This is a genomic window from Streptomyces sp. TSRI0107 (genome assembly GCF_001905845.1).
Taxonomy (GTDB): Bacteria; Actinomycetota; Actinomycetes; order Streptomycetales; family Streptomycetaceae; genus Streptomyces.
The window spans coordinates 732,796-756,148 of sequence record NZ_LIVZ01000001.1; the positions used below are offsets into that span (position 1 = coordinate 732,796).

22 protein-coding genes are annotated in these 23,353 nt (G+C 70.6%); 9 read left to right on the plus strand and 13 right to left on the minus strand.

The genetic code is table 11. From position 1 onward, the window contains the following. Positions 1-282: 282 nt before the first annotated feature. Both AMK31_RS03210 and AMK31_RS03215 read left to right on the plus strand, forming a co-directional pair. Positions 283-744 carry an effector-associated constant component EACC1 gene (locus AMK31_RS03210; protein ID WP_198948407.1) on the plus strand — a complete coding sequence of 154 codons (462 nt, stop codon included), beginning with the start codon at positions 283-285 and terminating at the stop codon, positions 742-744. Further along, positions 744-2,963, plus strand: coding sequence for a caspase family protein (locus AMK31_RS03215; protein ID WP_073938752.1), 2,220 nt, complete (start codon positions 744-746; stop codon positions 2,961-2,963). The genes AMK31_RS03210 and AMK31_RS03215 overlap by 1 nt, the downstream gene beginning before the upstream one ends. On the opposite strand, the gene AMK31_RS03220 is transcribed toward AMK31_RS03215, so the two are convergent. Next, entirely contained in the window at positions 2,929-3,126 is a 198-nt protein-coding gene (locus tag AMK31_RS03220; protein WP_073938753.1) for a DUF397 domain-containing protein, read from the minus strand. The genes AMK31_RS03215 and AMK31_RS03220 overlap by 35 nt on opposite strands. Next, the gene (locus tag AMK31_RS03225; protein ID WP_073938754.1) at positions 3,123-3,962 is read right to left on the minus strand and encodes a helix-turn-helix domain-containing protein; all 840 of its coding nucleotides are present in this window, start codon (positions 3,960-3,962) and stop codon (positions 3,123-3,125) included. The genes AMK31_RS03220 and AMK31_RS03225 overlap by 4 nt, the downstream gene beginning before the upstream one ends. A 127-nt stretch (positions 3,963-4,089) precedes the next feature. Here AMK31_RS03225 and AMK31_RS03230 point away from each other — a divergent pair, with 127 nt between their 5' ends. The 3 genes from AMK31_RS03230 (at position 4,090) to AMK31_RS03240 (ending at position 6,386) form a co-directional block, all read left to right on the plus strand. Further along, positions 4,090-4,560: an ATP-binding protein gene (locus AMK31_RS03230; protein ID WP_073938755.1), complete on the plus strand. Its 471-nt coding sequence runs from the start codon at positions 4,090-4,092 to the stop codon at positions 4,558-4,560. Between the two features lie 106 nt (positions 4,561-4,666). Further along, positions 4,667-5,683, plus strand: a complete 1,017-nt coding sequence (locus tag AMK31_RS03235; RefSeq protein ID WP_073938756.1) for an arabinan endo-1,5-alpha-L-arabinosidase — start codon at positions 4,667-4,669, stop codon at positions 5,681-5,683. A gap of 124 nt (positions 5,684-5,807) precedes the next feature. Continuing rightward, the gene (locus tag AMK31_RS03240; RefSeq protein WP_073938757.1) at positions 5,808-6,386 is read left to right on the plus strand and encodes a hypothetical protein; all 579 of its coding nucleotides are present in this window, start codon (positions 5,808-5,810) and stop codon (positions 6,384-6,386) included. A gap of 7 nt (positions 6,387-6,393) precedes the next feature. On the opposite strand, the gene AMK31_RS03245 is transcribed toward AMK31_RS03240, so the two are convergent. The 8 genes from AMK31_RS03245 to AMK31_RS03280 all read right to left on the minus strand — a co-directional run bounded on the left by AMK31_RS03245 (position 6,394) and on the right by AMK31_RS03280 (position 16,717). Next, positions 6,394-8,115, minus strand: a complete 1,722-nt coding sequence (locus tag AMK31_RS03245) for a pyridoxal phosphate-dependent aminotransferase (RefSeq protein ID WP_073938758.1) — start codon at positions 8,113-8,115, stop codon at positions 6,394-6,396. A gap of 102 nt (positions 8,116-8,217) precedes the next feature. Beyond that, positions 8,218-9,363, minus strand: coding sequence for an aldose epimerase family protein (locus AMK31_RS03250; protein WP_073938975.1), 1,146 nt, complete (start codon positions 9,361-9,363; stop codon positions 8,218-8,220). 63 nt (positions 9,364-9,426) lie between these two features. Further along, positions 9,427-10,671 (minus strand): multiple monosaccharide ABC transporter permease, encoded by a 1,245-nt coding sequence (gene mmsB, locus AMK31_RS03255; protein ID WP_073938759.1) that lies wholly within the window; start codon positions 10,669-10,671, stop codon positions 9,427-9,429. After that, entirely contained in the window at positions 10,668-12,218 is a 1,551-nt protein-coding gene (mmsA, locus tag AMK31_RS03260) for a multiple monosaccharide ABC transporter ATP-binding protein (protein ID WP_073938976.1), read from the minus strand. The genes mmsB and mmsA overlap by 4 nt, the downstream gene beginning before the upstream one ends. Before the next feature lie 32 nt (positions 12,219-12,250). Continuing rightward, complete coding sequence (chvE, locus tag AMK31_RS03265; RefSeq protein ID WP_073938760.1) at positions 12,251-13,363, minus strand: multiple monosaccharide ABC transporter substrate-binding protein; 1,113 nt, start codon at positions 13,361-13,363, stop codon at positions 12,251-12,253. Positions 13,364-13,461: 98 nt separating this feature from the next. Further along, on the minus strand, positions 13,462-14,430 hold the full coding sequence (locus tag AMK31_RS03270) for a hypothetical protein (RefSeq protein ID WP_073938761.1): 969 nt from the start codon (positions 14,428-14,430) through the stop codon (positions 13,462-13,464). A gap of 128 nt (positions 14,431-14,558) precedes the next feature. Next, positions 14,559-15,563 (minus strand): zinc-dependent alcohol dehydrogenase, encoded by a 1,005-nt coding sequence (locus AMK31_RS03275; RefSeq protein WP_073938762.1) that lies wholly within the window; start codon positions 15,561-15,563, stop codon positions 14,559-14,561. Further along, positions 15,560-16,717: a mandelate racemase/muconate lactonizing enzyme family protein gene (locus AMK31_RS03280; protein ID WP_073938763.1), complete on the minus strand. Its 1,158-nt coding sequence runs from the start codon at positions 16,715-16,717 to the stop codon at positions 15,560-15,562. The genes AMK31_RS03275 and AMK31_RS03280 overlap by 4 nt, the downstream gene beginning before the upstream one ends. Before the next feature lie 290 nt (positions 16,718-17,007). Here AMK31_RS03280 and AMK31_RS03285 point away from each other — a divergent pair, with 290 nt between their 5' ends. Next, on the plus strand, positions 17,008-17,745 hold the full coding sequence (locus AMK31_RS03285; protein ID WP_073938764.1) for an SCO2400 family protein: 738 nt from the start codon (positions 17,008-17,010) through the stop codon (positions 17,743-17,745). Positions 17,746-17,891: 146 nt separating this feature from the next. Here the strand turns inward: AMK31_RS03285 and AMK31_RS03290 are convergent, their stop codons facing one another. Continuing rightward, positions 17,892-18,347: a MarR family winged helix-turn-helix transcriptional regulator gene (locus tag AMK31_RS03290; RefSeq protein WP_073938765.1), complete on the minus strand. Its 456-nt coding sequence runs from the start codon at positions 18,345-18,347 to the stop codon at positions 17,892-17,894. Positions 18,348-18,437: 90 nt separating this feature from the next. Between AMK31_RS03290 and AMK31_RS03295 the strand changes: the two genes are divergently transcribed. Next, complete coding sequence (locus AMK31_RS03295; RefSeq protein ID WP_073938766.1) at positions 18,438-19,460, plus strand: NADP-dependent oxidoreductase; 1,023 nt, start codon at positions 18,438-18,440, stop codon at positions 19,458-19,460. 96 nt (positions 19,461-19,556) lie between these two features. Continuing rightward, positions 19,557-19,976: an organic hydroperoxide resistance protein gene (locus AMK31_RS03300; RefSeq protein ID WP_073938767.1), complete on the plus strand. Its 420-nt coding sequence runs from the start codon at positions 19,557-19,559 to the stop codon at positions 19,974-19,976. A 66-nt stretch (positions 19,977-20,042) separates the two neighbouring features. On the opposite strand, the gene AMK31_RS03305 is transcribed toward AMK31_RS03300, so the two are convergent. Next, positions 20,043-21,200 (minus strand): serine hydrolase domain-containing protein, encoded by a 1,158-nt coding sequence (locus AMK31_RS03305; RefSeq protein WP_073938768.1) that lies wholly within the window; start codon positions 21,198-21,200, stop codon positions 20,043-20,045. A gap of 81 nt (positions 21,201-21,281) precedes the next feature. Between AMK31_RS03305 and AMK31_RS03310 the strand changes: the two genes are divergently transcribed. After that, the gene (locus tag AMK31_RS03310) at positions 21,282-22,064 is read left to right on the plus strand and encodes an EI24 domain-containing protein (protein ID WP_073938769.1); all 783 of its coding nucleotides are present in this window, start codon (positions 21,282-21,284) and stop codon (positions 22,062-22,064) included. A 7-nt stretch (positions 22,065-22,071) separates the two neighbouring features. Here the strand turns inward: AMK31_RS03310 and AMK31_RS03315 are convergent, their stop codons facing one another. Then, positions 22,072-23,346 (minus strand): pyroglutamyl peptidase, encoded by a 1,275-nt coding sequence (locus AMK31_RS03315; RefSeq protein ID WP_073938770.1) that lies wholly within the window; start codon positions 23,344-23,346, stop codon positions 22,072-22,074. Positions 23,347-23,353 lie beyond the last annotated feature (7 nt).

Below are 23,353 nucleotides of genomic sequence, written 5' to 3' on the forward strand. Positions count from 1 at the left end.
CAGGGGGCCACCGTCTTTCCGGGCCGTCCGCTCGCTTCTCACCCGTGCTGGAGCGGCCCGAGTCAAGGGTGGGCCGCAGGCCCATCGGCGGAGCCGACGCGGAACGCAGCGCAGCGGAGTGAAGCGCCCTTTACTCGGGGCGCGGAAGCGCGACACTGACCAAGAAGCGGGCGGCCCCACGGCCACTTCATCAGCAGGCGGTGCCGAAGACGCCGCCCCTGCGGCACAGGGAAACTCGCGGAGTCGGTGGTGCCTCCGGGGCATGGAGACCACACTGGGACCGTGTCGCACCGGCAGGCCGGCAGGCCGGCAGATCGGCCGGGCAAGGGGGAGGCGCCTGTGGAGGTTCGGATCGCGGTCGCTGGCGCGGAGTCGGGGCAGGGAGCCGCGCTGATCGATCTATATCGCTGGCTGCGTCGAGACCCGGACGTTCACCGGCACGCGGCCGTCGGGCTGGCGCCGAGTGCGCCCGGCAGCGGGACCATGGGTGCCGTCGACGTCATCGAGCTGGTTGTGGGTCAGGGCCTCACGGCCCTCAACCTGGCGCTGGCGTACGCCGCCTGGCGTAGGACACGCCACTCCGCGCCGCCTCTTACCATCCACGTGAACGGCGGCTCCCTCACTGTGCATGACGCCTCTGAGGAGACGGTTCGCCGGATCGTGGCCGAGCTGTCCTCCTTGGAGGAACGGGAAGCGCGCGAAGGGGACGAGGAACCGCCCGCCGACGGACCAGGCACCGACTGATGCCCCTGTCCGACCCCTCGGCCTCCCGTGCCGTGATCATCGGCGTGGACACGTACCAGAGCCTCGAGGATCTGCCCGCCGTCGCCAACAACATCGAGCGGCTGGCCGCCCTCCTCACCGCCGAGGACGTCTGGGGCCTACCCCCGGCACACCTCACCGTGCTGTCCAACCCGACCAGCAAGGACGCGGTCCTCGACGCCGTCCACACCGCCGCCACAGAGGCTGAAGACGCCCTGCTGGTGTACTTCGCCGGACACGGCCTGCTCACCGCGGACGCCGGCCTCCGTCTCGCCCTGCCGCACACCGATGCCGACCGGCTGTACCGGGGCGTGGCCTACGACGACGTACGCGATCTGATCGTGCAGACGGGCCGGGCCCTCGCCCGTGTCGTCATCCTGGACTGCTGCTACAGCGGCAGCGCGCTGACCGGCTACATGGGCGCAGCGACTGGCATCGCCAACCGCACCATGGCCGAGGGCACCTATGTGATGACGTCCTCCGCCGAGACCAAGCCGGCCATGGCGCCGCCGGGCGAGAAGTACACCGCGTTCACCGGCGAGCTGCTGCGCGTCATCGAGGAGGGCGTGCCCGGCGGACCCGACCCGATGCCCATGGACGTCCTCTTCACCGAGGTCCGCGACCGCCTCGCCGCCCGCAGGGGCATCCCCGCGCCGCAGCAGCGCGCCCGCAACGCGGGCCACGCGATCGCGCTCGTGCGCAATCGGTGGGAGGAGCCGCCGTCCGTCGAGGAGGGCGTACCGGCTGAGGAGGAGGCCCCTCCGGTACGTCTCCCGGTCTTCCCTCGCCTCGCCAGGCTGCTGCACCCGCTGCTCGTCATGGCGGCCGTCGTGAGCCTTCCCTTCGTCGCCGCGCCGAGCGCGTTGCTGGGCGGCGGCTCCGACGATCCGTGCGGCGGCGGGAGCGCGCTGAAGGAGGTGGAGGGCGAATGCGTGGGTGTTTCCGACGGAATCCACTCCTTCATGCCGGAACTCAACGGCGTCTCCCGGCGTATCGCGCTTGCCAACCTCCGCGTCCCCGACGACGAGCCGTTCGTCACGATCGCGCTGCTCGCCCCGCTGACCGCCGCCGACGCCGCCGCCAAGAAACGAATCCTGCACCAGGTCCAGGGCGCTTACGCGGCGCAGCGCCTGAGCAACGACGCGCACGTTCTGCCGTACGTCCGGCTCGTGCTCGCCCATCCGGGCGAGCCGTCGCGCATGGCCGACCAGCTGGTGGACATGGCACGGTCGGAGGAGCACAACCTGCGCGGGGTCGTCGGACTTGACATGAACCGGGCGCTCATTGGTGACATCGTCAAGGACGTCACCGACGAGGGAATCCCCGCGGTCGCCGGCTCCTTTACGCCGAACTCGCCGGGCAACTACGGGCTGGACAACGGCAGCGTCGCGTGGATCATGCCCAGCGCCGAGGATCAGGTCTCCGCCCTGGTCTCGGCGGACAAGGACGTGGCCACGGAGCGGCGCAGCGTCCTCGTCCAGGACAAGGACACGCGCAAGCGGGGGTATGTGGAGGACCTGCGTGACGCCTTCCGTGAGCAGCTGGGAGACGCCCTGCACGACACGGCCCCCTACAGCTCGGCCGGAGGTGCGGACGTCACGGAACGGCAGTTCCGGATCATCACCGCGAACCTGTGCGCGCTGCCCGCCGCCGTCGAGAACGTACTCTTCGCCGGCGCCCCGGCGGACTTGCGTCACTTCGTTCACGCGCTGGCGCGACGGCCGTGCTGGTCTCGCACATTCACCGTCATCAGCGGCTCCGAAGCCTCCGCCCTCCACGAGGACCCCGAGCTGGACTGGGACGCCCTGGACAGGACCGGCATCACCGTCGAGTACACCGCCGGGGCCCACCCCGAGACGGAAGGGGACGGCATGGAGGAACTGAAGGACGTCCTCAAACGCCTGCGGCCGGAGCTGGGCACGGTCGACCTCACCGACGGCGAGGCCATCTCCGCGTACGACTCGACGCTGACCGCGGCCCGGACGGTCCAGCGGATGGCCGATCCCGGCAAGGTGCCCGGCACCGGTGCCGTCACCGCCGGGTTCCTCAGCCTGCGGTTGGACGCCGCCAGCGGCCGGATCTGCCTCGACGCCCAAGGCCGCGCGTCCAACAAGGCTGTTCATGTCCTCCGGCTGGACCCGGCCCGCAGGGCGCCCAGGCTGGTCGCTACGGCGTATCCCCGCCCAGGCGGGTGTGGCTGAGGAAGTCGCCCCAGGCGGTGGGGGAGAGGACAAGGCGGGGGCCTGTCTTGTCCTTGGAGTCGCGTACGTGGACGGTGGCGGGGGTGAGGGCGACTTCGACGCAGTCGCCGGAGCCGCTGCTGCTGTAGCTCGACTTGAACCAGGCCAGCTCACTGGTGCTCATAGGTCTCCTCGCATGCGGTGCAGCAGGCTCACGGAGTCTGAGGGGGAGAGAGCCTGTGCCCGCATCCTGGCATACCTTGCTTGCAGCACGCTGACCACTTTCCGGTCGGTGACGAGCTGACCGCTCTGCTGTCCTTCGAGGTACGCGAACCACCTGTTGTCGGGCGTCTCCAGCAGTTGGAGAGGTCCATGCAGTCCCGCATGAGACGGCTGTTCCAACGGCATGATCTGGACTTCGACGTTCCTTGGCGCCGCGCCCTCCAGCAGGTGATCGATGAGCGCCCGGGTCACACTTGTGCCGCCTGTATGCCGTAGGAACACGTGCTCCTCGACGATGAAGCTGAACGTCGTGTTCGGCCGTTGCCGTAACAATTGCTGCCGCTCGGCGCGAGCCGCCCACTGGGCATCGATCTGTTCGTCGCGCAGGGGCGGCAGCTCGTCCACGAACAACTGACGTGCGTACGCTTCCGTTTGCAGCAGCCCCGGAACCATGCGGCATTCGTACGTGTACAGCGTGATCGCAGTCGTCTCCAACCGCGCCCACCGCCTGAACCACGCCGCCAACCCCGGCTGCCGAGCCAGATGTGCCGCCGCGCTCCTTACCGCCCCCGTGTTCCCCGTCGCCTCCTCCGCCTTCTCCACGAACGCGGGATCCGGCATGCGGCGGCCCAACTCGACCGAAGCCACGGTGTGTTTCGAGTAGCCGACACATTTGCCAAGCTGCTCCCTGGTCAACCCGGCGTGTTCCCGCAGGGCCTGGACCATCGCCCCGAACGTCCGCATGCTGTCCGACGACTCGGGCTCGCAGTTCATCCCCGCCGCACCCTCGACCACCATAGGTCACCTCCCGCGCACATGCTCACGCGCAGTCACCGGTACTGTCCAGATCGTGATCGCGTACGCTGCGCGAGAGTACGCGCGCTTGACCTGGTGAACCCCCCTTGCGGCGCGCCACATTGGCCCCATGAGCGCACCCTCGGCTCCCCGCCGACCGATTACCGTACGTATGTTCAGTCAGCGTCTGAGCGCCACCCCGCGAGGCGCCCGCCTGGCGCGGCGTCTCGCTCAGAGCCAACTCGCCGCCTGGGGTGTCCCGTACGGCGCCGACGCCTCCGACGCGGTCGCGGCCATCGTCGCCGAGCTGGCGGCGAACGCCGTGACCCATGGCCGGGTGCCGGGGCGGGACTTCGAGCTGCGGCTGGCTCTCGTTCCCGGGAGTGTCCGGATCGAGGTCGCCGACACGCGCACCACGCCATGCCCGCCCGGCCCTGGTGACGTACGGCCGCCGCATGGCCTGAGCGAGGCGGGGCGGGGGCTGGTGATCGTCGACGCGTTGGCTGATCGGTGGGAGGTGGTGGACCGGGCGCCGGCGCCCGGGAAGACCGTGCGGGCGGAGGTCGATCTGCCGGGTTGGCTTCGATTGTTCCGCGCATGACAGACGGATGTCTGCGCGGACCGTTGACGCGCAAGGGGTTCGATTCTACGTTCCCGTTCGCATTGGCGATCGCTGTTCGAGATACGGAACAAGGAGCGTCCCCCACATGAGCCGCACCCGCACTCACACGCGCACCCGCACCCGCACCCCCAAACGCGCCCGCACCCGCACCCCCCTCCTCGCCCTCCCTGCCGCCGCCCTCCTCGCCCTGATCCCCTCCACCGCGTCGGCGTACCCCAACCCGGGGACCGTCACCGGGTCCACCGTCGTGCACGACCCGACGATGATCCGCACCTCGTCGGGGCAGTACCTGCTCTACGCGACCGGCGGCGGCATCGCCGGCAAGACGTCGAGCAACCGCGTCGCCTTCAGCGCGGGCGCCGACGCGTTCTCGTCCCGCCCGGGCTGGTGGTCGAACTACTCCTCCGTGCCGGAAGCCTGGGCGCCGGACATCTCGTACCACGGCGGCAAGTACCTGATGTACTACTCCGTCTCGAAGTTCGGGTCGAACACCTCCGCGATCGGACTCGCCGGGTCCACCACCGGCCGACCGGGCAGCTGGACCGACTACGGCATCGTCTACACCTCGAACTCCGCCGGCGACTACAACGCCATCGACCCGAACCTCTTCGTGGACGACGACGGCAAGTGGTGGCTGTCCTTCGGGAGCTGGTGGACCGGGATCAAGATGATCCAGATCAATCCGGCCACCGGGAAGCAGCTCGCCGGCAACACCACCCGGTACTCGCTCGCCTCCAGGCCCACCGGGACGAAGGCCGTCGAGGCGCCCTTCATCGTCAAGCGCAACGGGTACTACTACCTTTTCGCCTCCTACGACACTTGCTGTGCCGGCACCAGCTCCACCTACAAGGTGAAGGTCGGGCGCGCCACCTCCGTCACCGGGCCGTACTACGACAAGAACGGTGTCTCGATGACGAACAACGGAGGGACGCCGGTGCTGGAGTCGCACGGCAGCGTCATCGGACCCGGCGGGCAGTCGATCATGAAGGACGTCGACGGCGACCTGATCGTCTACCACTACTACGACGGCAACGACAACGGCACACCCAAGCTCGGCGTCAACCTCCTGAACTGGAGCAGCGGATGGCCCGTCGCCTACTGACCCTGCCGGCCGCGCCGGCCTTCGCTGCTCGCCCTGGTGGCGCACGGCAGTGGACGTGGCTGAACAATGGCTGCCGGTAGTGGCGGCCGAATCCGGTGCGGCTGCGAAGAGGGGAGCGAGACGCGTGGGGCGGACCGGCCTGGAGGCAGCGACCGACGAGGCGCGGGACGCCCTGCGCGCGGGCCGGCGCGAGGTCGACGTGTGTACGGACCTCGCCCGGCGCACCGGCGATCCGCGCGCCGCCGCACTCGCCACCTGCCTGGCCCTCGGGATCGCGCACGCCGAGGCCGAGCGGCGGCTGGGGGAGCCGGCGGTCGCGTCGCTGTTCGAGGAGTTCGGGGCCGGTGAGGAGGAGGACGTCGCCGTGCTCCTGGACGCCGCGTTCGTCTTCGTCGTCGACCGGGAGCTCGATGCGCACCAGCGGCGGATCAGGGATCTGCTGGGCGCGGCGGTCAGGGCGTACGGGAAGGGCATCCCGAGCGGACTCGGAGCCAGTCTGTGGCGGCTCTGCCGTACGGGCGAACTGGCCCGGGCGTATCTGCTGCTCGCCTCCGACCGGCGGCGGGTCAGGGACGACGGCGACCCGGCCGCCTACTGGGCGGCCCTGGTCGCCGCCGGGAACCTTCTCCCGGACGGGGACGGCATCGGGGAGGCACGCGAGCACTGCCACCGGATGGCGGAGCTGCATCCCGGCGAGCGCTGAGCGTCGCTCAGACCGCGTTCGGCCACCCGTTGGCGTTCGGCCAGCCCGTCGCCGGGGCCGGGGTCAGGCCGTCGGTGCCGCGCACCTGTGCGGCGGTGAGGCCGCCGCGGGCGGGGACGCCGGGCGGGGTGGTGCCGACCGCCGCCGCCGCCGCCGGGGCCGGTACGGGCACCGGCTCGGGGGCGGGCTGAGGGGCCGGCTGCGGCACGGGCATCGGCTGGGGAGCGGGTATCGGCTGGGGTGCGGGTATCGGTTGAGGCGCGGGCATCGGCTGGGGAGCGGGCATCGACACCCCGGCGGGTCCGCCGGTCGCGCCCGCTCCGGACATGCCCGCTCCGGACATGCCCGCTCCGGACATGCCCGCTCCGGACATGCCCGCTCCGGACAGGGCTGCGCCGGACATGCCCGCTCCGGACATGGCCGCACCGGCCCCCACTCCTGCGGTCAGCCCGGCGGGAAGCCCCGGGGAAGGAACCGTGGACGGTCCTGAGGTGAGGCCCGCGGGGAGCTGCATCCCCGCGCCGTTGGTCGCTCCCACCAGTCGGTCAACCGCCGCCGTGCCCGAGCTGTAGCTGGTCCCGGTGCCGAGCTCGGGCACGGCGGCTCCCCTCCTGGTCCCGTAGAGCACCTGTTCCAGGCCGGACACCAGGCGACGCACGTCGACCTGGGGGCGCACCACGAGCCGCAGGAAGCGACTGGACGAACCGATCTTGTTGCCGCACTCGCGGACCAGGATCCGGTGCTCGGTGAGCAGCCGGTCCCGGACCACCGTGCCCTCGGCGCCGACGGGGAGGCGGACGAAGAGGAAGTTCCCCTGGGAGGGGTAGACGGTCAGGCCGGGCAGGGCCGACAGCGCGCTCGCCATCTCCAGGCGGTCCCGGCGCACCTGCTGGAGGCTCTGCGCGTATTCCTGGCCGTGCTCCTTCAGCATGAAGACGACGTGCTCCGCGAAGGAGTTCAGGTTCCACTTCGGGAGCATGGAGCGGACCTTGCCCGCGAGCGCCGGGTTGGCGACCAGGTAGCCGAAGCGGATGCCGTGCAGGCCGAAGTTCTTGCCGAGGCTGCGCAGGACGATGACGTTGGGGCGGATCATCGCCTCCTGGACGACGCTGGGCTCGGCCTCGGCGTCGCAGAACTCCAGGAAGGACTCGTCGACGACGACCAGGTCCCGGTCGGCCATAGCGTCGAGGAACTGCACGACCGAGTGCTTGTGGAGGTAGCCGCCGTCCGGGTTGTTCGGGTTGCACAGGACGGCGACCCGGGTGCCGCGGGCGCGGATGAACTCGGCGTACTGCGCGAGGTCGAGGGCGAAGCCGCTGGACTCCTGGAGCGGGAACATGTCGACCCGCTTGCCGGTCTCCATGGGCTGGTCGGTCCAGCGGCCGAACGTGGGGACGGGGACGGCCAGGGACTCCCGGACCAGGAGGTGGTCGATCCAGGTGATCAGCTCGGTGGAGCCGTTGCCCATGGCCACGCACTGCGGCGGAAGCCGGAGCAGGTCGCACAGTTCGGCGGTGATGGTGTCGGCGCCGCTCGGGTAGTACGTGATGATGTCCCGGAGCTTTGCCGCCATGTCCTCGAACATCGCGGGGGTGGGGAAGTACGGGTTGCAGGGGATGCAGAAGTCCACCGGGCCGGCTCCGTCGCCACCGCCGTGCCGCGTCAGCGCCGCCATCGACGGGCTGTGCGCGGCACCACCGCGGAACAGCGAGGTGACGTTGTCAGCCAAGGGAACCTCCGTCTGTGGGTGGCCCGCGCGGGGGAGCACGGGCCGCCCTTACATACGGAGGCGCCTGGGGCGGCGTTCAACTCCTGTGAGCGACGCCTGCGTTCACGCGCTGAACGAGTGCACCGTCGTCGAGCGGTAGGTCTGTCCCGGGCGCAGGGTCGTCGACGGGAACGACGGCTGGTTCGGGGAGTCCGGGAAGTGCTGGGTCTCCAGGCAGAGCGCGTCGCCCTGACGGTAGATCGCGCCGCCGCTGCCGACGAGGGTGCCGTCGAGGAAGTTGCCGGAGTAGAACTGCAGGCCCGGCTCGGTCGTCGCGATCTTCATGGTGCGGCCGGACGCGGGGTCGCGCAGGGTCGCGATGTGCTCGGGCTGTCGCGTGATGCCCTTGTCGAGGACCCAGTTGTGGTCGATGCCCTGGCCGTACAGCAGCTGCTGGTGGGCGACCCGGATGTCCTCGCCGATGGTCTTGGGGCGCCGGAAGTCGAAGGGGGTGCCAGCGACCGGGGCGAGTTCACCGGTGGGGATCAGGCCCGCGTCGACCGGCGTGTACCGGGACGCGGCGATCTTCAGCTCGTGGTCGTTGACCGAGCCGCTGCCCTCGCCGGCGAGGTTGAAGTAGACGTGGCTGGTGAGGTTGCAGACGGTCGGCCGGTCCGTGGTGGCCTCGTAGTCGATGCGCCAGTCGCCGCTGCGGGTGAGCGTGTACGTCACCTTGGACTTCAGGGTGCCGGGGTAGCCCATCTCGCCGTCGACGCTGGTGTAGTACAGGTGCAGGCCGACGTCGGAGCCCCGGGTGAACGGCTCGACGTCCCACACCCGCTTGTCGAAGCCCTGCGCGCCGCCGTGCAGGCTGTTCTCGCCGTCGTTGACGGAGAGCTGGTACGCCTTGCCGTCCAGGGTGAAGCGGCCCTTGGCGATGCGGTTGCCGTAGCGGCCGATGAGCGCGCCGAAGTAGGGGCTGGAGGCGACGTAGTCCTCGATGTCGTCGAAGCCGAGGGACACGTTGGCGTACCGGCCGCGCCGGTCGGGCAGCTCCAGGGACTGCACGATCCCGCCGTAGGAGAGGACCTTCAGGCGCGTGCCGCCGTTCTCCAGTGACCAGCGGTACACCTTGGTGCCGTCCGCGAGCTTGCCGAAGAGTTCCTTCACCGGCTTCCTGCCTCCCGTGGCGTGGGCGGTGCCGCTCAGCGCGGCGGTGACGCCGGCGGCGGCCGCCCCGGCGATGACGGTGCGTCTGCTCATGTCCATGTTGTGCATGTGCGGCTCCCGGATAAGGAGGGGGCCCCGCCTTCCGGCGGGGCCCCGGCTGACTTACGAACCGGACTTGCGCTTGTTCCACACGTCGAAGCCGACCGCGGCGAGCAGGGCGAGTCCCTTGATGACCTGCTGCCAGTCGGTGCCGACGCTGAGGAGGTTCATGCCGTTGTTGAGCACGCCGAGGACGAGGCCGCCGATGATCGCGCCGAGGACGGTGCCGACACCGCCGCTCATGGACGCGCCGCCGATGAACGCCGAGGCGATCGCCTCGAGTTCGTAGTTCAGGCCCGCCTTCGGGGACGCCGCGTTGAGCCGGGCGGCGATCGCCAGACCGGCCAGGGCCGCGAGCACGCCCATGTTCAGGAAGACCAGGAAGGTGACCTTCTTGTCCTTCACGCCGGACAGCTTGGCCGCCGGCAGGTTGCCGCCGATCGCGTAGATGTGCCGGCCGAAGATCGAGTTCCGCATCACATAGCCGTAGCCGACGACCAGCGCGCCCAGGACGAGCAGGATGATCGGCGCGCCCTTGTAGCTGGCGAGCAGCAGGGTGACCGTGAGCAGCGCGGCGGCGATGGCGACGAGCTTGAGCAGGAACAGGTTGAACGGCACCACGTCGAGCGAGAACTCCCGCTGGCGCCTCCGGTCCCGGAGCTCCTGGAGGACGACGAAGGCGATCAGGACGAAGCCCAGCAGCAGGGTGATGTTGTGGTAGTTGGTCTCCGGCCCGGCCTCGGGCAGGAAGCCGTTGCCCATCTTCTGCAGGCCGTCGGGGAACGGGCCGAGGGTCTGGCCCTCCAGCAGGATCTCGGTGACGCCCCGGAAGACCAGCATGCCGGCGAGGGTGACGATGAACGACGGTATGCCGAGATACGCGATGAAGAAGCCCTGTGCCGCGCCCGCGACCGCGCCGGCCAGCAGGCACAGGACGACGGCGACCGGCCAGGAGATGTCGTGCTGGACGGTCAGCACGGCCGCGAACGCGCCGACGAACGCCGTCAGCGAGCCGACCGACAGGTCGATGTGGCCCGCGATGATCACCAGCATCATGCCGATCGCGAGGATCAGGATGTAGCTGTTCTGCAGCACCAGGTTGGAGACGTTGCGCGGCAGCAGCAGGTCGCCGTCGGTCCACACCGCGAACAGCGCCACGATCAGGCCGAGGGCGAGCAGCATGCCGTACTGGCGCATGTTGCGTCGCAGGCCGTCCAGCACCAGCTGGAGCAGGCCCGAGCCCGGGGCCGATCCGGTGCCGCCCGGCGGCGCCGGGGCCGGGCTCTTGGCGGTCACATCCGTGCTCATCGGGATACCTCTTTGTCCTTCGTCATCTGGCGCATCAGCGATTCCTGCGAGGCCTCGGCCCGTGAGAACTCACCCGTCAGCCGCCCGGCGGCCATGGTGTAGATGCGGTCGCACATGCCGAGCAGCTCCGGCAGCTCGGAGGAGATGAAGACGACCGCCTTGCCTTCGGCGGCCAGCTTGTCGATGACCGTGTAGATCTCGTACTTGGCGCCGACGTCGATGCCGCGCGTCGGCTCGTCCAGGATCAGCACGTCCGGGCCGGCGAAGATCCACTTGCTGAGCACGACCTTCTGCTGGTTGCCGCCGGACAGCTTGCCCACCGGCTCGAACACCGTGGGGGCCTTGATGTTCATGGACTTCCGGAAGCGCTCGGCGACCTGCCGTTCCTCGTGCTCGTCGACGACACCCCGCTTCGCGACCTTGCCGAGGGCGGTCAGCGAGATGTTCCGGTTGATGGTGTCGATCAGGTTCAGGCCGTAGTGCTTGCGGTCCTCGGTGACGTACGCGATGCCGTTCTCGACCGCCTGGGCGACCGTCTTCGTACGGATCTCCCGGCCGTCCTTGAGGACCGTGCCGCCCGCGTAGCGGCCGTAGGTCCGGCCGAAGACGCTCATCGCCAGCTCGGTGCGGCCGGCACCCATCAGGCCGGCGATGCCGACGATCTCCCCGCGCCGGACGTTGATCGTCACGTCGTCGACCACCTTGCGCTGCTGGTCGATCGGGTGGGTCACGGTCCAGTTGCGGATCTCCAGCGCGGGGGCCGCGCCGGCTTCCGGCTGGTGCGGGGTGCGCTCCGGGAAGCGGTGGTCGAGGTCGCGGCCGACCATGCCGCTGATGATCCGGTCCTCGGTGGTCTCCGCCGACCGCACGTCCAGCGTCTCGATGGACCGGCCGTCCCGGATGATCGTCACCGAGTCGGCGACCTTACGGATCTCGTTCAGTTTGTGGGAGATGATGATCGAGGTGATGCCCTGGTTCTTCAACTCCAGGATCAGGTCGAGCAACTTGTCGCTGTCCTCGTCGTTCAGCGCCGCGGTCGGCTCGTCCAGGATGAGCAGCTTCACCTTCTTGGACAGCGCCTTCGCGATCTCCACGAGCTGCTGCTTGCCCACGCCGATGTCGGCGACGCGGGTCTCCGGGTGGTCGGTGAGACCGACCCGGCGCAGCAGTTCGGTGGCGTGCCGCAGGGTCTCGTTCCAGTTGATGAACCCGCGGGCGGCGTGCTCGTTGCCGAGGAAGATGTTCTCCGCGATGGACAGGAACGGCACCAGGGCCAGCTCCTGGTGGATGATCACGATGCCGTGCTGCTCGCTGGCCCGGATGTCCTTGAACCGGCAGACCTCTCCCTCGAAGAGGATCTCGCCCTCGTAGCTGCCGTGCGGATGGACGCCGGAGAGCACCTTCATCAGGGTGGACTTGCCGGCGCCGTTCTCCCCGCAGATGGCGTGGACCTCGCCCTGCCGGACGGTCAGGGTGACGTCCGACAGCGCCTTGACGCCGGGAAAGGTCTTGACGATCGAGCGCATTTCCAGGACGGGTCCCGCCATGGTCGTGCCTTCCAATCACTAGTTCCGGCGGGCTACTTGAGGTCGCTTTCCTTGATGTAGCCGGAGTCGACGACGGCCTTCTGGTAGTTGGCCTTGTCGACGGCGACCGGCTCCAGCAGGTACGCCGGCACGACCTTCGCCCCGTTGTCGTACGTCTTGGTGTCGTTGACCTCGGGCTTCTTGTCGTTGAGCACCGCGTCGACCATGTTCGAGGCCACCTTGGCGAGTTCGCGGGTGTCCTTGTAGACGGTCATCGACTGCTCGTCGGCGATGATCGACTTCACCGAGGCGACCTCGGCGTCCTGCCCGGTGACGACCGGCAGCGGCTTGTCCTTGGAGCCGTAGCCGTCCGACTTCAGCGCGGAGAGGATGCCGATGGAGATGCCGTCGTACGGCGAGAGGACCGCGTCGACCTTGCCGCTCTTGTACGACTTGGTGAGGATGTCGTCCATGCGGCGCTGGGCGGTGGCGCCGTCCCAGCGGAGCGTGGTGACCTGGGGCAGCTCGGTCTGGCCGGACTTGACGACGAGCTGCTTCTTGTCGATGTACGGCTGCAGGACGTTCATCGCGCCCTGGAAGAAGTAGCGGGTGTTGTTGTCGTCGTTGGAGCCCGCGAACAGCTCGATGTTGAAGGGGCCCTTCTCGCTGCCGTCCTTCAGGCCCAGCTGCTCGACGATGTAGGTGCCCTGGAGCTCGCCGACCTTCTCGTTGTCGAAGGACGCGTAGTAGTCGACGTCCTCGGAGCCGAGGATGAGGCGGTCGTAGGAGATGACCGGGATGTCGGCGTCCGCGGCCTGCTGGAGGACGTTGTTCATCGACTTGTTGTCGATGGCGGCGATGATCAGGGCGTCCACACCCTGCGTGATCATGTTCTCGATCTGGGAGACCTGCTGGTCGGGGTCGTCCTCGCCGTAGACCAGCTTGGTCTCGTAGCCCTTGTCCTCGAGGTGCTGGACAACGTTGTTTCCGTCGGCGATCCAGCGCTCGGAGGACTTGGTCGGCATGGAGATGCCGATGGTGGCGCCCTCGCTGCTGCCCTTGTCCTCCTCGCTGCCGCCCTCGCTGTTCTGTCCGCAGGCGGTCAGGGCGAGGGCGAGGGAGGCTGCGGTGGCTGTCGCGGCGAGTGCGGCTCTGCGGTTGCGCATGGTCATCTTCCTTGATGTCGGTGCACGGCTGGGCCGAACGGGTGTGTCGGATTCTGTTGGCCTGCGTCTGCTTCTGTGAAGGCCTCGTGTCGGAAAATTTATGAACGTGTTTCGAAGCGCTGCAGGTCTCCGGGCAGCCGCGAACCCAGCGGGGCCATGTCCCCGCCGGCGCCGTGCCGGGCCAGCAGATCCAGCGCCAGCCGCCCGCGCCGCACCCGCTCCCGGGCCGTGGCCAGGGTGAGGTCGCGCAGGTGGTGGCCGTACGGGTAGATCCCGGGGGCCTTGGACAGGCCGAACTTCAGGTACAGCGGCGCACCCCGCCTGATCAGCTCCGCGACCTCGTACATCCGGACGTAACCGCCGAGGTCGTCGGGGGCCTCGATGTACATGTCCATGGGGGCGGCGGAGGCGCGGCGGATCTCGGTGAGGTGGTCCAGCGTCAGATCGCTGGGCACGTTGACCGAGTCCGCGCCCAGCCGCTCGTACACCGCGAACGAGGCCGGGTTCACGGGACCGATCAGCGCCGAAACTTTCAGCGTGGTGTCGGCGGGGATGGTCCCGGCCAGGCGTGCCCGGTGCAGCGTCCACAGCACGCCCTCGTCGGCCACCAGCAGGCACTTCACACCCAGCTCGGTGGCGCGTACGGCGTCCTCGACGCAGCCGGCCACCGCGTCGTGCCCGCGGGCGCGCAGCCCGCCGCCGCGCGAGTCGGTGCGGGTGGAGCCGCCGATGTCCCAGGTGCCGCGCGGGCCGGTGAACAGGCAGAGCTCGATGTCGCGTTCGGCGGTCGCCTCGACCATCTCGGTGATCTCGGCGTCGGTCAGCATCCACACGCCGCTGCCCTGGCTGATCCGGTGGATCGGCACATCGAGGCGCGAGGACTCCTTGAGGACCACGGCCAGCGCTTCGGGTCCCTCGCACGAGGGGATCTCGGTGCGCCAGCGGCCGCCGCCGGGGAAGGTGTGCGGCGAGGCGTCGGCGGGGTCGAGGGCGGGCGCGCCCAGGCCGAGGGAGGCGAGCACCTGCTCACCGGGTCGACGGGCTGCCGGGGCGGAAGCGTCGGTCACAAGCTGTCCTTTGTGTTCGATATTTCGGACGAAGTTCGCGGCTCTAGGCGTACGTGCCGTAAGGGCTGGGTGTACGCCGGTACGGGGGCCGTCAGGTCACCCCCGTACCGGCGTACGGCTCGGGGTCGCTAAGGGCGCAGCAGGACCTTGCCCACCTTCGGGTCGCCGGCCCCCACCAACTCGATGGCCTGCGAGAACTCGGCGAGCGGCAGCTCGTGCGTGACCAGCGGCACCGGGTCGAGCAGCCCGGCCCCGAACACCCGCACGGTGTGCGACCAGGCGTCCGGCGGCGCCCCGAAGACGGTGTGCACCTCCAGCTGCCGTACGACCAGATCGGTCGGGTCGAGACCGTCCGCGCCCGGCGCCGGGATGCCCGTCAGCACCAGCCGGCCGCCGCGCCGCAGCAGCGCGGCCGAGGTGCGCGCCGCGTCGGCGGACCCGGCGGTCTCGATGACGACGTCGAAGTCGCCCGGCAGCTTCTGGTCCCTGGTCCGGAAGTCGGTCGCCCCGAACCGCCGCGACAGCTCCTCGCGGTCCCGCCGGGAACCCACCACCAGCAGCTCCGCCGGGGATCCGGCGCGCAGGAACTGCACGGCGAACATGCCGAGCGTCCCGGTGCCGACCACGGCGACCCGCTCACCCGGCCGGGCGTTCGCCTTCAGGGCCGCCGCCGCGATACAGGCGGCCGGCTCCAGCAGGGCGGCGGCGGTCAGGTCCGCGTCGTCGGGCAGGACGTGCAGCAGCCGGGCCGGCAGGGTGAGGGTGGCCGCCATCGCGCCCGGCTGGGTGAAGCCGGTCTCCTCGTAGCCGTCCATGCACAGCGTGGTCTCGCCCGCGTGGCAGCGGTGGCACACCTGGCAGTTGCGGAAGCCCTCGCCGACGACCTTGCGGCCGACCAGACTCTCCGGCACCCCGGCGCCGACCGCCTCCACGGTCCCGGACCACTCGTGACCCGGCGTCAGCGGATAACGGACGTACCCCTCGGGCCGGTTGCCCTGGTACACCTCGCGGTCGCTGCCGCAGATCCCCACGGCGTGCACCCGCACCAGCGCCTCCCCGGCCCCGGGGTCGCGCGGGGTGTGCTCCACCAGCCGGTGCCGGCCGGGGGAGTCGACCACGACGGCGGTGCTCACTTGGTGCCCTTGGGCTTGCGCTGCTCCCAGCCCTCGGCCCACAGGTCGAACCGCGCCTGCTGCTGCGGGAACTCGGCGGCGGCGTCCACGTCCAGCTCGACACCCAGGCCGGGGGCGTCGGAGAGGTGGAAGTAGCCGTCGACGACCTCCGGCGCCCCCTTGACCACCTTCTTGATCTCCGCGTCGGCGAAGTCGTTGAAGTGCTCCAGGATCTTGAAGTTCGGGGAGGTGAACCCGACCTGGAGGGAGGCGGCGGTGAGCACCGAGCCGCCCACGTTGTGCGGCGCGACCAGCATGTAGTGGGTCTCGGCGGTCGCGGCCAGCTTGCGGGTCTCCCAGATGCCGCCGATGTGGCCGACGTCGGGCTGGATGATGTCCACGGCCTGGCTCTCGAACAGCTCGCGGAACTCGATGCGGTCGTGGATGCGCTCACCCGTGGCGACCGGGATGTCGACCTTGGCGGCGACCTTCTCCAGCGCCTTCAGGTTCTCCGGCGGGCACGGCTCCTCCAGCCAGGCCGGCTTGAACGGCGCGAGTTCACGGGCCAGCCGGACCGCGGTGGCGGGCGAGAACCGGCCGTGCATCTCCAGCATCAGCTCGGCGTCCGGGCCGATGGCGTCGCGGACGGCCTCGATGAGGGAGACCGCGTACAGGGTCTGGTCGTGGTCCAGCTCGAAGTGGCCGGTGCCGAACGGGTCGATCTTCAGCGCCTTGTACCCGCGCTCCATGACCCCCTGGGCGGCCTTGTGGTAGGCCTCCGGGGTCCGCTCCGTCGTGTACCAGCCGTTGGCGTACGCCTTGACCTTGTCGGTCACCTTGCCGCCGAGCAGCTGCCAGACCGGCACGCCCAGCGCCTTGCCCTTGATGTCCCAGCACGCCATCTCGACGACGGCGATGCCGGACATCACGATCTCGCCGGCCCGGCCGTAGTCGCCGTACTTCATCCTCTTCACGAGGTCTTCCACGGCGAACGGGTCCGAGCCGAGAATGTGGTTGACCTCGGCCTCCTTCAGGTAGCCGAGGAGGGCGTCGGTGTGTCCCAGCATCCGGGTCTCGCCGACTCCGGTGATGCCCTCGTCGGTGTGCACCTGGACGTAGGTCAGGTTGCGCCACGGCGTCCCGACCACGTGTGTGCTGATTCCGGTGATGCGCACGTCTGTTGCCCCTCGTGAACGTCGGCTCTGTTCGAAATTTCGTCACACGTTCGAAATGCTGGCGTGACAGTAAGGAGCGGGCGGCGGGAGTGTCAATGGGGCAGGCGGATAACGCTTTCGGCACTTTCGGGGGCGCTTTTCGAAAGACGCTGCCTGAGTGGCTTTCGGCCGATGGGAGAGGCATGCGGAGACTGTCCTCAACCCGCCACACCGGAACGGCCCGTTCCCCACAGAACATTCACAGCGGCGACTAGGCGCGTCACCGGCCCGGAATTTAGTCTTCCCGCGTCATGGACTACTGCCACCCGTGCCGACGGCACCTGAACGGCGCCCTCGCATGCCCGGGGTGCGGCACACCGGCCGAACAACTCCGCCCGTACGCGGACGAGGACGACGTACGCCCCGGGGGCGACCACGAGGAACGGTCCGCGCCCGACGCGGACGCCGGCGGCACCGCCGACACCGCCGAGCGTCCCGGCCGGGCCGCGAGCCGGCGGGCGCGCGGGCGGCAGTCCGAGACCAGCCGGCGCGACCGCAAGGCCGCCGCGCACCGCCGTCGCCGCCGCCGGGTCCTGCTGATCGGCGCCGGGTTCATGCTCGCCGCGGGCGGCCTCAGTCTCGCGGAACTCGGCCTGGACGCCCCGGGCTCCTCCCGGCCGCCCGCGGCGGCGGGCGACGTGTCGGCGGACGGCGGCAGCTCCGAGGAGGCGGAGGAGGCGGCGGACCCGCTCTCCGACCCGGCGGCACCCGGCGCGGGCGCCGGCGCGACGACGTCCCCGTCCGGCTCGGCCTCCCCGTCCGCGTCGAAGGCCGAGGACTCGGCCTCCCCGGACGCCGAGGCCAGCCTGTCCAAGTCCCCCCAGTCCGCGACCGCCCAGGCCCCGCGGCAGACCTCCCCGGCCACCACGGCGGCCCCGCCCCCGGCGGGCCCGACCCCCACCCCCACGGCGAACCCCACGACCTCCGCCCCCGGCCCGGAGCCCTCGCCGTCCGAGACGTGCGACCGCTTCCTGTGGTGGTGCACCTGAGCCGCCGGGCCGCCGGCGTCCTCCAGGCCCTGTCGTTCGGCCGGCCCGGCGTCGCGGGGCCCGGCACGGGCGTCTGCCGCGTTGCCGTCGGCGGACCCGGCCGAGCTCACCCCTCCTCGCGGCCGGTCTGATCCGGACGGCACTCCCTAAGCCGTCTCCGGCCCCGTCTCCACCATCCGCCGCAGCAGGTCCCGCAGTGCCAGCCGCTCCTCCTCGCTGAGCGCGGCCAGCGGCTCGCGGGCGAAGTGGAGGGACTCGCGCAGGCTGCGGGCGACCCTGCGGCCCTCGTCCGTGGCGGCGGCCACCTTCACCCGGCGGTCGGCCGGGTCGGGGCGGCGTTCGACCAGGCCGCGGGCTTCGAGGCGGTCGACGATGCCGGTGACGTTGGACGGCTCGCACCTCAGCTTGTGGGCGAGCTTGCGCATGGGCAGCGGGTCGAGGGAGAGCAGGCTGAGCAGCTTCGCCTGGGCGCCGGTGAGGGCGTGCCCGGCGGCGGCCTCCTCGAATTCCTCGTGGTAGCGGGCCACGACCGAGCCGATCAGATCGACGACCTCCAGGGTGAGGTCGTCGGGGCGGCGGGACTGGTTCGGGGTGGCGGACATGGAATCCAGGGTACCCGGTTGCTTGACATCCTGAAATATTCAGGCGCATGGTTGTTTCAGGTAGTGAAACATCTTGAGAGGCCCGGTTCGATGTCCGACACCCCCACGCTCCCCGCCGTCAACCGTGAATGGCACCTCCTCAGCCGCCCGGTCGGCTGGCCGAAGCCCGAGGACTTCGCCCTGGTCGAGACGGAGGTCCCGACCCCGCGCGAGGGCCAGGTGCTGGTACGGAACCTGTACCTCTCCGTGGACCCGTACATGCGCGGCCGGATGAGTGCCGCCAAGTCCTACGTCGCCCCCTTCGAGCTGGGCAAGGTCATGCAGGGCGGCGCGGTCGGCGAGGTCGTCGCCTCCAACGCCGAGGGCTTCCAGCCCGGCGACCACGTCCTGCACTTCCTCGGCTGGCGCGAGTACGCCGCCGTGAGCGCCGAGCACGCCGTGAAGGTCGACGCGAACGCGGCCCCCCTGTCCACGTACCTCGGCGTCCTCGGCATGACCGGCCTCACCGCCTACGCCGGCCTGCTGCGCACCGCCTCCTTCAAGGAGGGCGACGTCGTCTTCGTGTCCGGCGCGGCCGGTGCCGTCGGCAGCCAGGTCGGCCAGATCGCCAAGCTGAAGGGCGCCTCCCGGGTGATCGGCTCGGCGGGGTCCGACGAGAAGGTCAAGCTCCTGGTCGAGGAGTACGGCTTCGACGCGGCCTTCAACTACAAGAGCGGCCCGGTCTCCGAGCAGCTGCGCGAGGCGGCGCCCGACGGCATCGACGTCTACTTCGACAACGTCGGCGGCGACCACCTGGAGGCGGCGATCGGCTCCCTCAACGAGGGCGGCCGGATCGCGGTCTGCGGAATGATCTCCGTCTACAACGACACCGAGCCCGCCCCCGGCCCGAAGAACCTGGCCCGGCTCATCCAGACCCGCGGCCGGATCGAGGGCTTCCTGGTCGGCGACCACTACGACCTCCAGCCGCAGTTCGTCCAGGAGGTCGGCCCGTGGGTCGCCTCGGGCGCGCTGAAGTACCGCGAGACGGTCGTCGAGGGCATCGAGAACAACCTGGAGGCGTTCCTCGGCGTCCTGCGCGGCGACAACACCGGGAAGATGATCGTCAAGCTGTAGGCTTCAATCAGTTTCCGGTATGCGGTAACTTCTTTCCGAAAAGCCGTCGGCGATCGTGGGCGCGAGTCGCGGCGGACCGAGGAGGAAGACCACCGCATGTCCATTCAGCAGTCCGACGTCCTGTACACCGCCGTCGCCACCGCCGAGAACGGCCGCGACGGCCGGGTCGCCACCGACGACGGCAAGCTCGACGTCGTCGTCAACCCGCCCAAGGAGATGGGCGGCAGCGGCGCCGGCACCAACCCGGAGCAGCTGTTCGCCGCCGGCTACAGCGCCTGCTTCCAGGGCGCCCTGGGCGTCGTGGCCCGCCAGCAGAACGCCGACATCTCCGGCTCGACCGTCACCGCGAAGGTCGGCATCGGCAAGAACGACGACGGCTTCGGCCTCATCGTCGAGATCTCGGCGAGCATCCCGAACGTCGACGAGACCACCGCCCGTGCCCTGCTGGAGCAGGCCCACCAGGTCTGCCCGTACTCCAAGGCGACCCGCGGCAACATCACCGTGACGCTCGTCTGAGGCACTCGTTGCGCACGGCGAAGGCCGCACCCCTGGACGTGGGGTGCGGCCTTCGCCGTGCGGAGGTCAGGCGAGCGCCGCGCTGTGCACCGCCCGCACGAACGCCGCGTTCTCCGGCGCCGCCCCGCCCGGGAACGCGCACCGGCGCCGCGTGTAGCCGTACGCCAGTCCGCTGCGCGGGTCCGCGAACGCCTGCGCGCCCCCGGCGCCGCTGTGTCCGAACGCCCCCGCGCCCAGGAACGGGTACCAGACCTCGGCCGTCGCCTGGAAGCCGAGCCCGAACGCCCGGTGCGAGCGGGTCACCAGGTCGTAGCCGACCGAGTGCAGCTGCCCCACCTCGGCGATCGTGTCCGGCTTCAGCAGCGGCGGACGCCCGTCCACCTCGCTGACCGCGGCCGCGTACAGCCCGGCCAGCCCGCGCGCCGACGCGACACCGCCCGCGGACGCCGGGCCCTTGGCGCGCACCAGCCGCGTGTTGGCGTGGTCCACCAGACCGGCCGGGTTCGGCACATGCGTGTTGAACGCGATCGAGGCGAGCGTGTGCGGCCCCGTCGGCTGACCGTCCAGCACCGCCTGCTGCTCGGGCGTCGGCGCCATCGGCTGCACGGACCGGAAGCGCGGCTCCTCCGACTCGGGCAGCCCCAGGTGGAAGTCCAGGCCGTGGACGGCCCGCACCCGCTCCTCGTACACCTCCTGAAGGGTGCGGCCGGTGGCCCGGCGCACGACCTCCCCGGTGAGCGCGCCGATCACCAGCGCGTGGTAGCCGAACGCGGTGCCCGGCCGCCAGAACGGCCGCTGGTCCGCCATCCGCTCGGCGATCACCCGGTCGTCGGCCAGTTCCTCGTCGGTGAACCCGGCGTCCAGACCGACCAGCCCGGCCCGGTGCGTGATCAGGTCGCGCAGGGTCAGCTCGCCCTTGCCCTCGGCGCCGAACTCCGGCCAGTAGTACGTCACCTTGCGGTCCAGCTCCAGCGTGCCGTCCTGCACGAGGAGCGCGACGACCAGGTGCGCGGCGCCCTTGGTGGCCGAGAACACGCCGTACAGGGACCCGGGGGTCACCTCCGGGCCCGTCCACAGGTCGACGACCCGACGGCCGTGCACATAGGCGCACAGCTGCCCCTCGTAGTCCGGCTGTTCCCGCAGCTCCCGGGCGACGAACGCCGCGAACTCCTCCCGCACGCCCTCGAAGCCGCCGGCGACCGTGCCGTGGATCTCCTGTGTCATCCGCTCTCCTCGACCTCCGTGCTTGCCATGGTCAACAATGCCCGACCAGGCCGGGGGAATATTCACCGGTAGAGTGCGGCCATGCGTGATCTCGGGGTGGGCTTCGGCTATCTGTTCAAGGGGCAGCGCTGGGTTGCCCGGCACGGCAGGCAGTTCGGGTTCGGGTTGTTGCCCGGGCTGATCACTCTGGTGCTGTACGCCGCCGCGCTCGTCGCGCTCGCGCTGTGGGGTGCCGACTTCGTCGGCTGGGCGACGCCGTTCGCGGACGACTGGTCGAGCCCGTGGCTCGGGCTGTTCCGCGGGCTGCTCACCGTCGTCCTGTTCGCGCTGTCGCTGCTGCTGGCCGTCATCACGTTCACCGCGGTGACCCTGCTGATCGGCCAGCCCTTCTACGAGAGCCTGTCGGAGGCGGTGGACCGGGACGTCTCCCCGGACGGCACCGCCCCCGAGTCCGATCTGCCGCTGCTGCGGGAGCTGTGGATCTCCGGCCGGGACAGCCTGCGGATCGTCGTCCGGGCCGCCGTGTGGGGCGTGCTGCTGTTCGCGCTCGGGTTCGTCCCGGTCGTGGGGCAGACCGCCGTCCCGGTGCTCGGCTTCTTCGTCACCGGCTTCTTCCTCACCGAGGAACTGGCCGCCGTCGCCCTCCAGCGCCGGGGTGTGGTCCTGCGCGACCGGCTCGCCCTGCTCCGCTCCCGCAAGACCCTCGTCTGGGGCTTCGGCACGCCCCTCGCCCTGGCCTTCCTGGTCCCCTTCGTGGCGGTCTTCCTGATGCCGGGCGTGGTCGCCGGCGCCACGCTGCTCGCCCGTGAGCTGAACGGGGAGGAGACCGTCGACGCCGACGACCGGGAACGGCAGGACGCCTGACCCGCGCTCAGCCCGCGACGGCGACGGCCACGATCGACCGGACCTGGGCGATGATGTCCAGCCGGTTCCGCACGAACTCGGGGTCGGTGACCTCGGTGGTGTTCCCTGCGCCGAACCGCAGCACCGGCGTGTGCACATGCCCGCCCGGCAGCACCGCCCCGAGCCCCAGCCGGTCCCGCAGCAGGGTCGCCCGGTAGGCGATCTCGTTGGACAGGTAGTCCCCGCCGCCCCCGGCCCGCGCCGTCGAGCCGGGGCTCGGCCCGTCCGGGCGTACGACGGGCTCGGTGCCGCCCGCCGGGATCTCGGTCACGGAGGTGTTGTCGTAGACGGGGCAGGGGCCGGTGTCCGCCGCCACGATCGCCGCGTACGGCAGGGTCGTCGACGTCCACTGCGGCTGCGTCGCCGGGTCGGCGACCGGCACGGTCTCCGTGCGGCCGACGTTCTCGTTGTCGGCGAAGCCGCCCCGCCACGCCCCGTTGGTGCGCTCGATGTCGAACCGGCCGACCCGGCCCTGACTCACCGTCGCGAACAGGTCGACCCGCGGCAGATACGGCCGCAGCGTCCGCTCCACCGTGCCCTCCGCGAAGTCCCGCCAGCGCACCGGGAACACGGCGGTCTCCACCCGCGCGGGCCCGTCCGCCGTCTCGATCACCGTGCCGTCGAGGGCGAGCGCGGAGGCGCCGGACGGGTTGGAGATACGGATGTCCCGGTCCAGGGTGAACGGGTCGAAGCCGGTGACCAGGACCCGCTTGACGCCCTTGCCGTGCGGATGGCGGATGTCGGTCTGCCCGCGCGAGGTCCGCTCCAACGTGTCGAGCAGGGCCTGCCGCTGCCGGTCGTCGAGCGCGAACCCCGGCTGGTACGCCCGCACTTCGCGGGTCATGCCCAGCCGTGCCCAGTACAGCGGCCGGTCGTCGTCCCGGCTCAGGTCCCCTCCGTCGGGGCCCCGCCCCTGCGCCCTCTCCACCGCCCGCCGCCACAGGGCCGAGCCCTCGCGTACGACGACGGCGCGGGCCTGCGCGTAGGAGCGGGCCGCGCCCAGGGCCCGCGCGAACTCCGGTGCCGCGTCGGCGAATCCGGAGCGGCGCAGGATCTCCTGCGGGACGGCTCGGTCGAGCCGCTGTTCCTCGACGGTCGCGGTACTCGTCGCGGTACTCGTCGCGGTACTCGTCGCGTTACCCGTGGCGGTACTCGTCGCGGGCGCGGCGGTCGCCGGGGCGGTGAGGCAGGTCACCAGCACCGGCCCGAGGAGGGCGCCGATGCGGACACGTAGGGATATCACGGCAGTT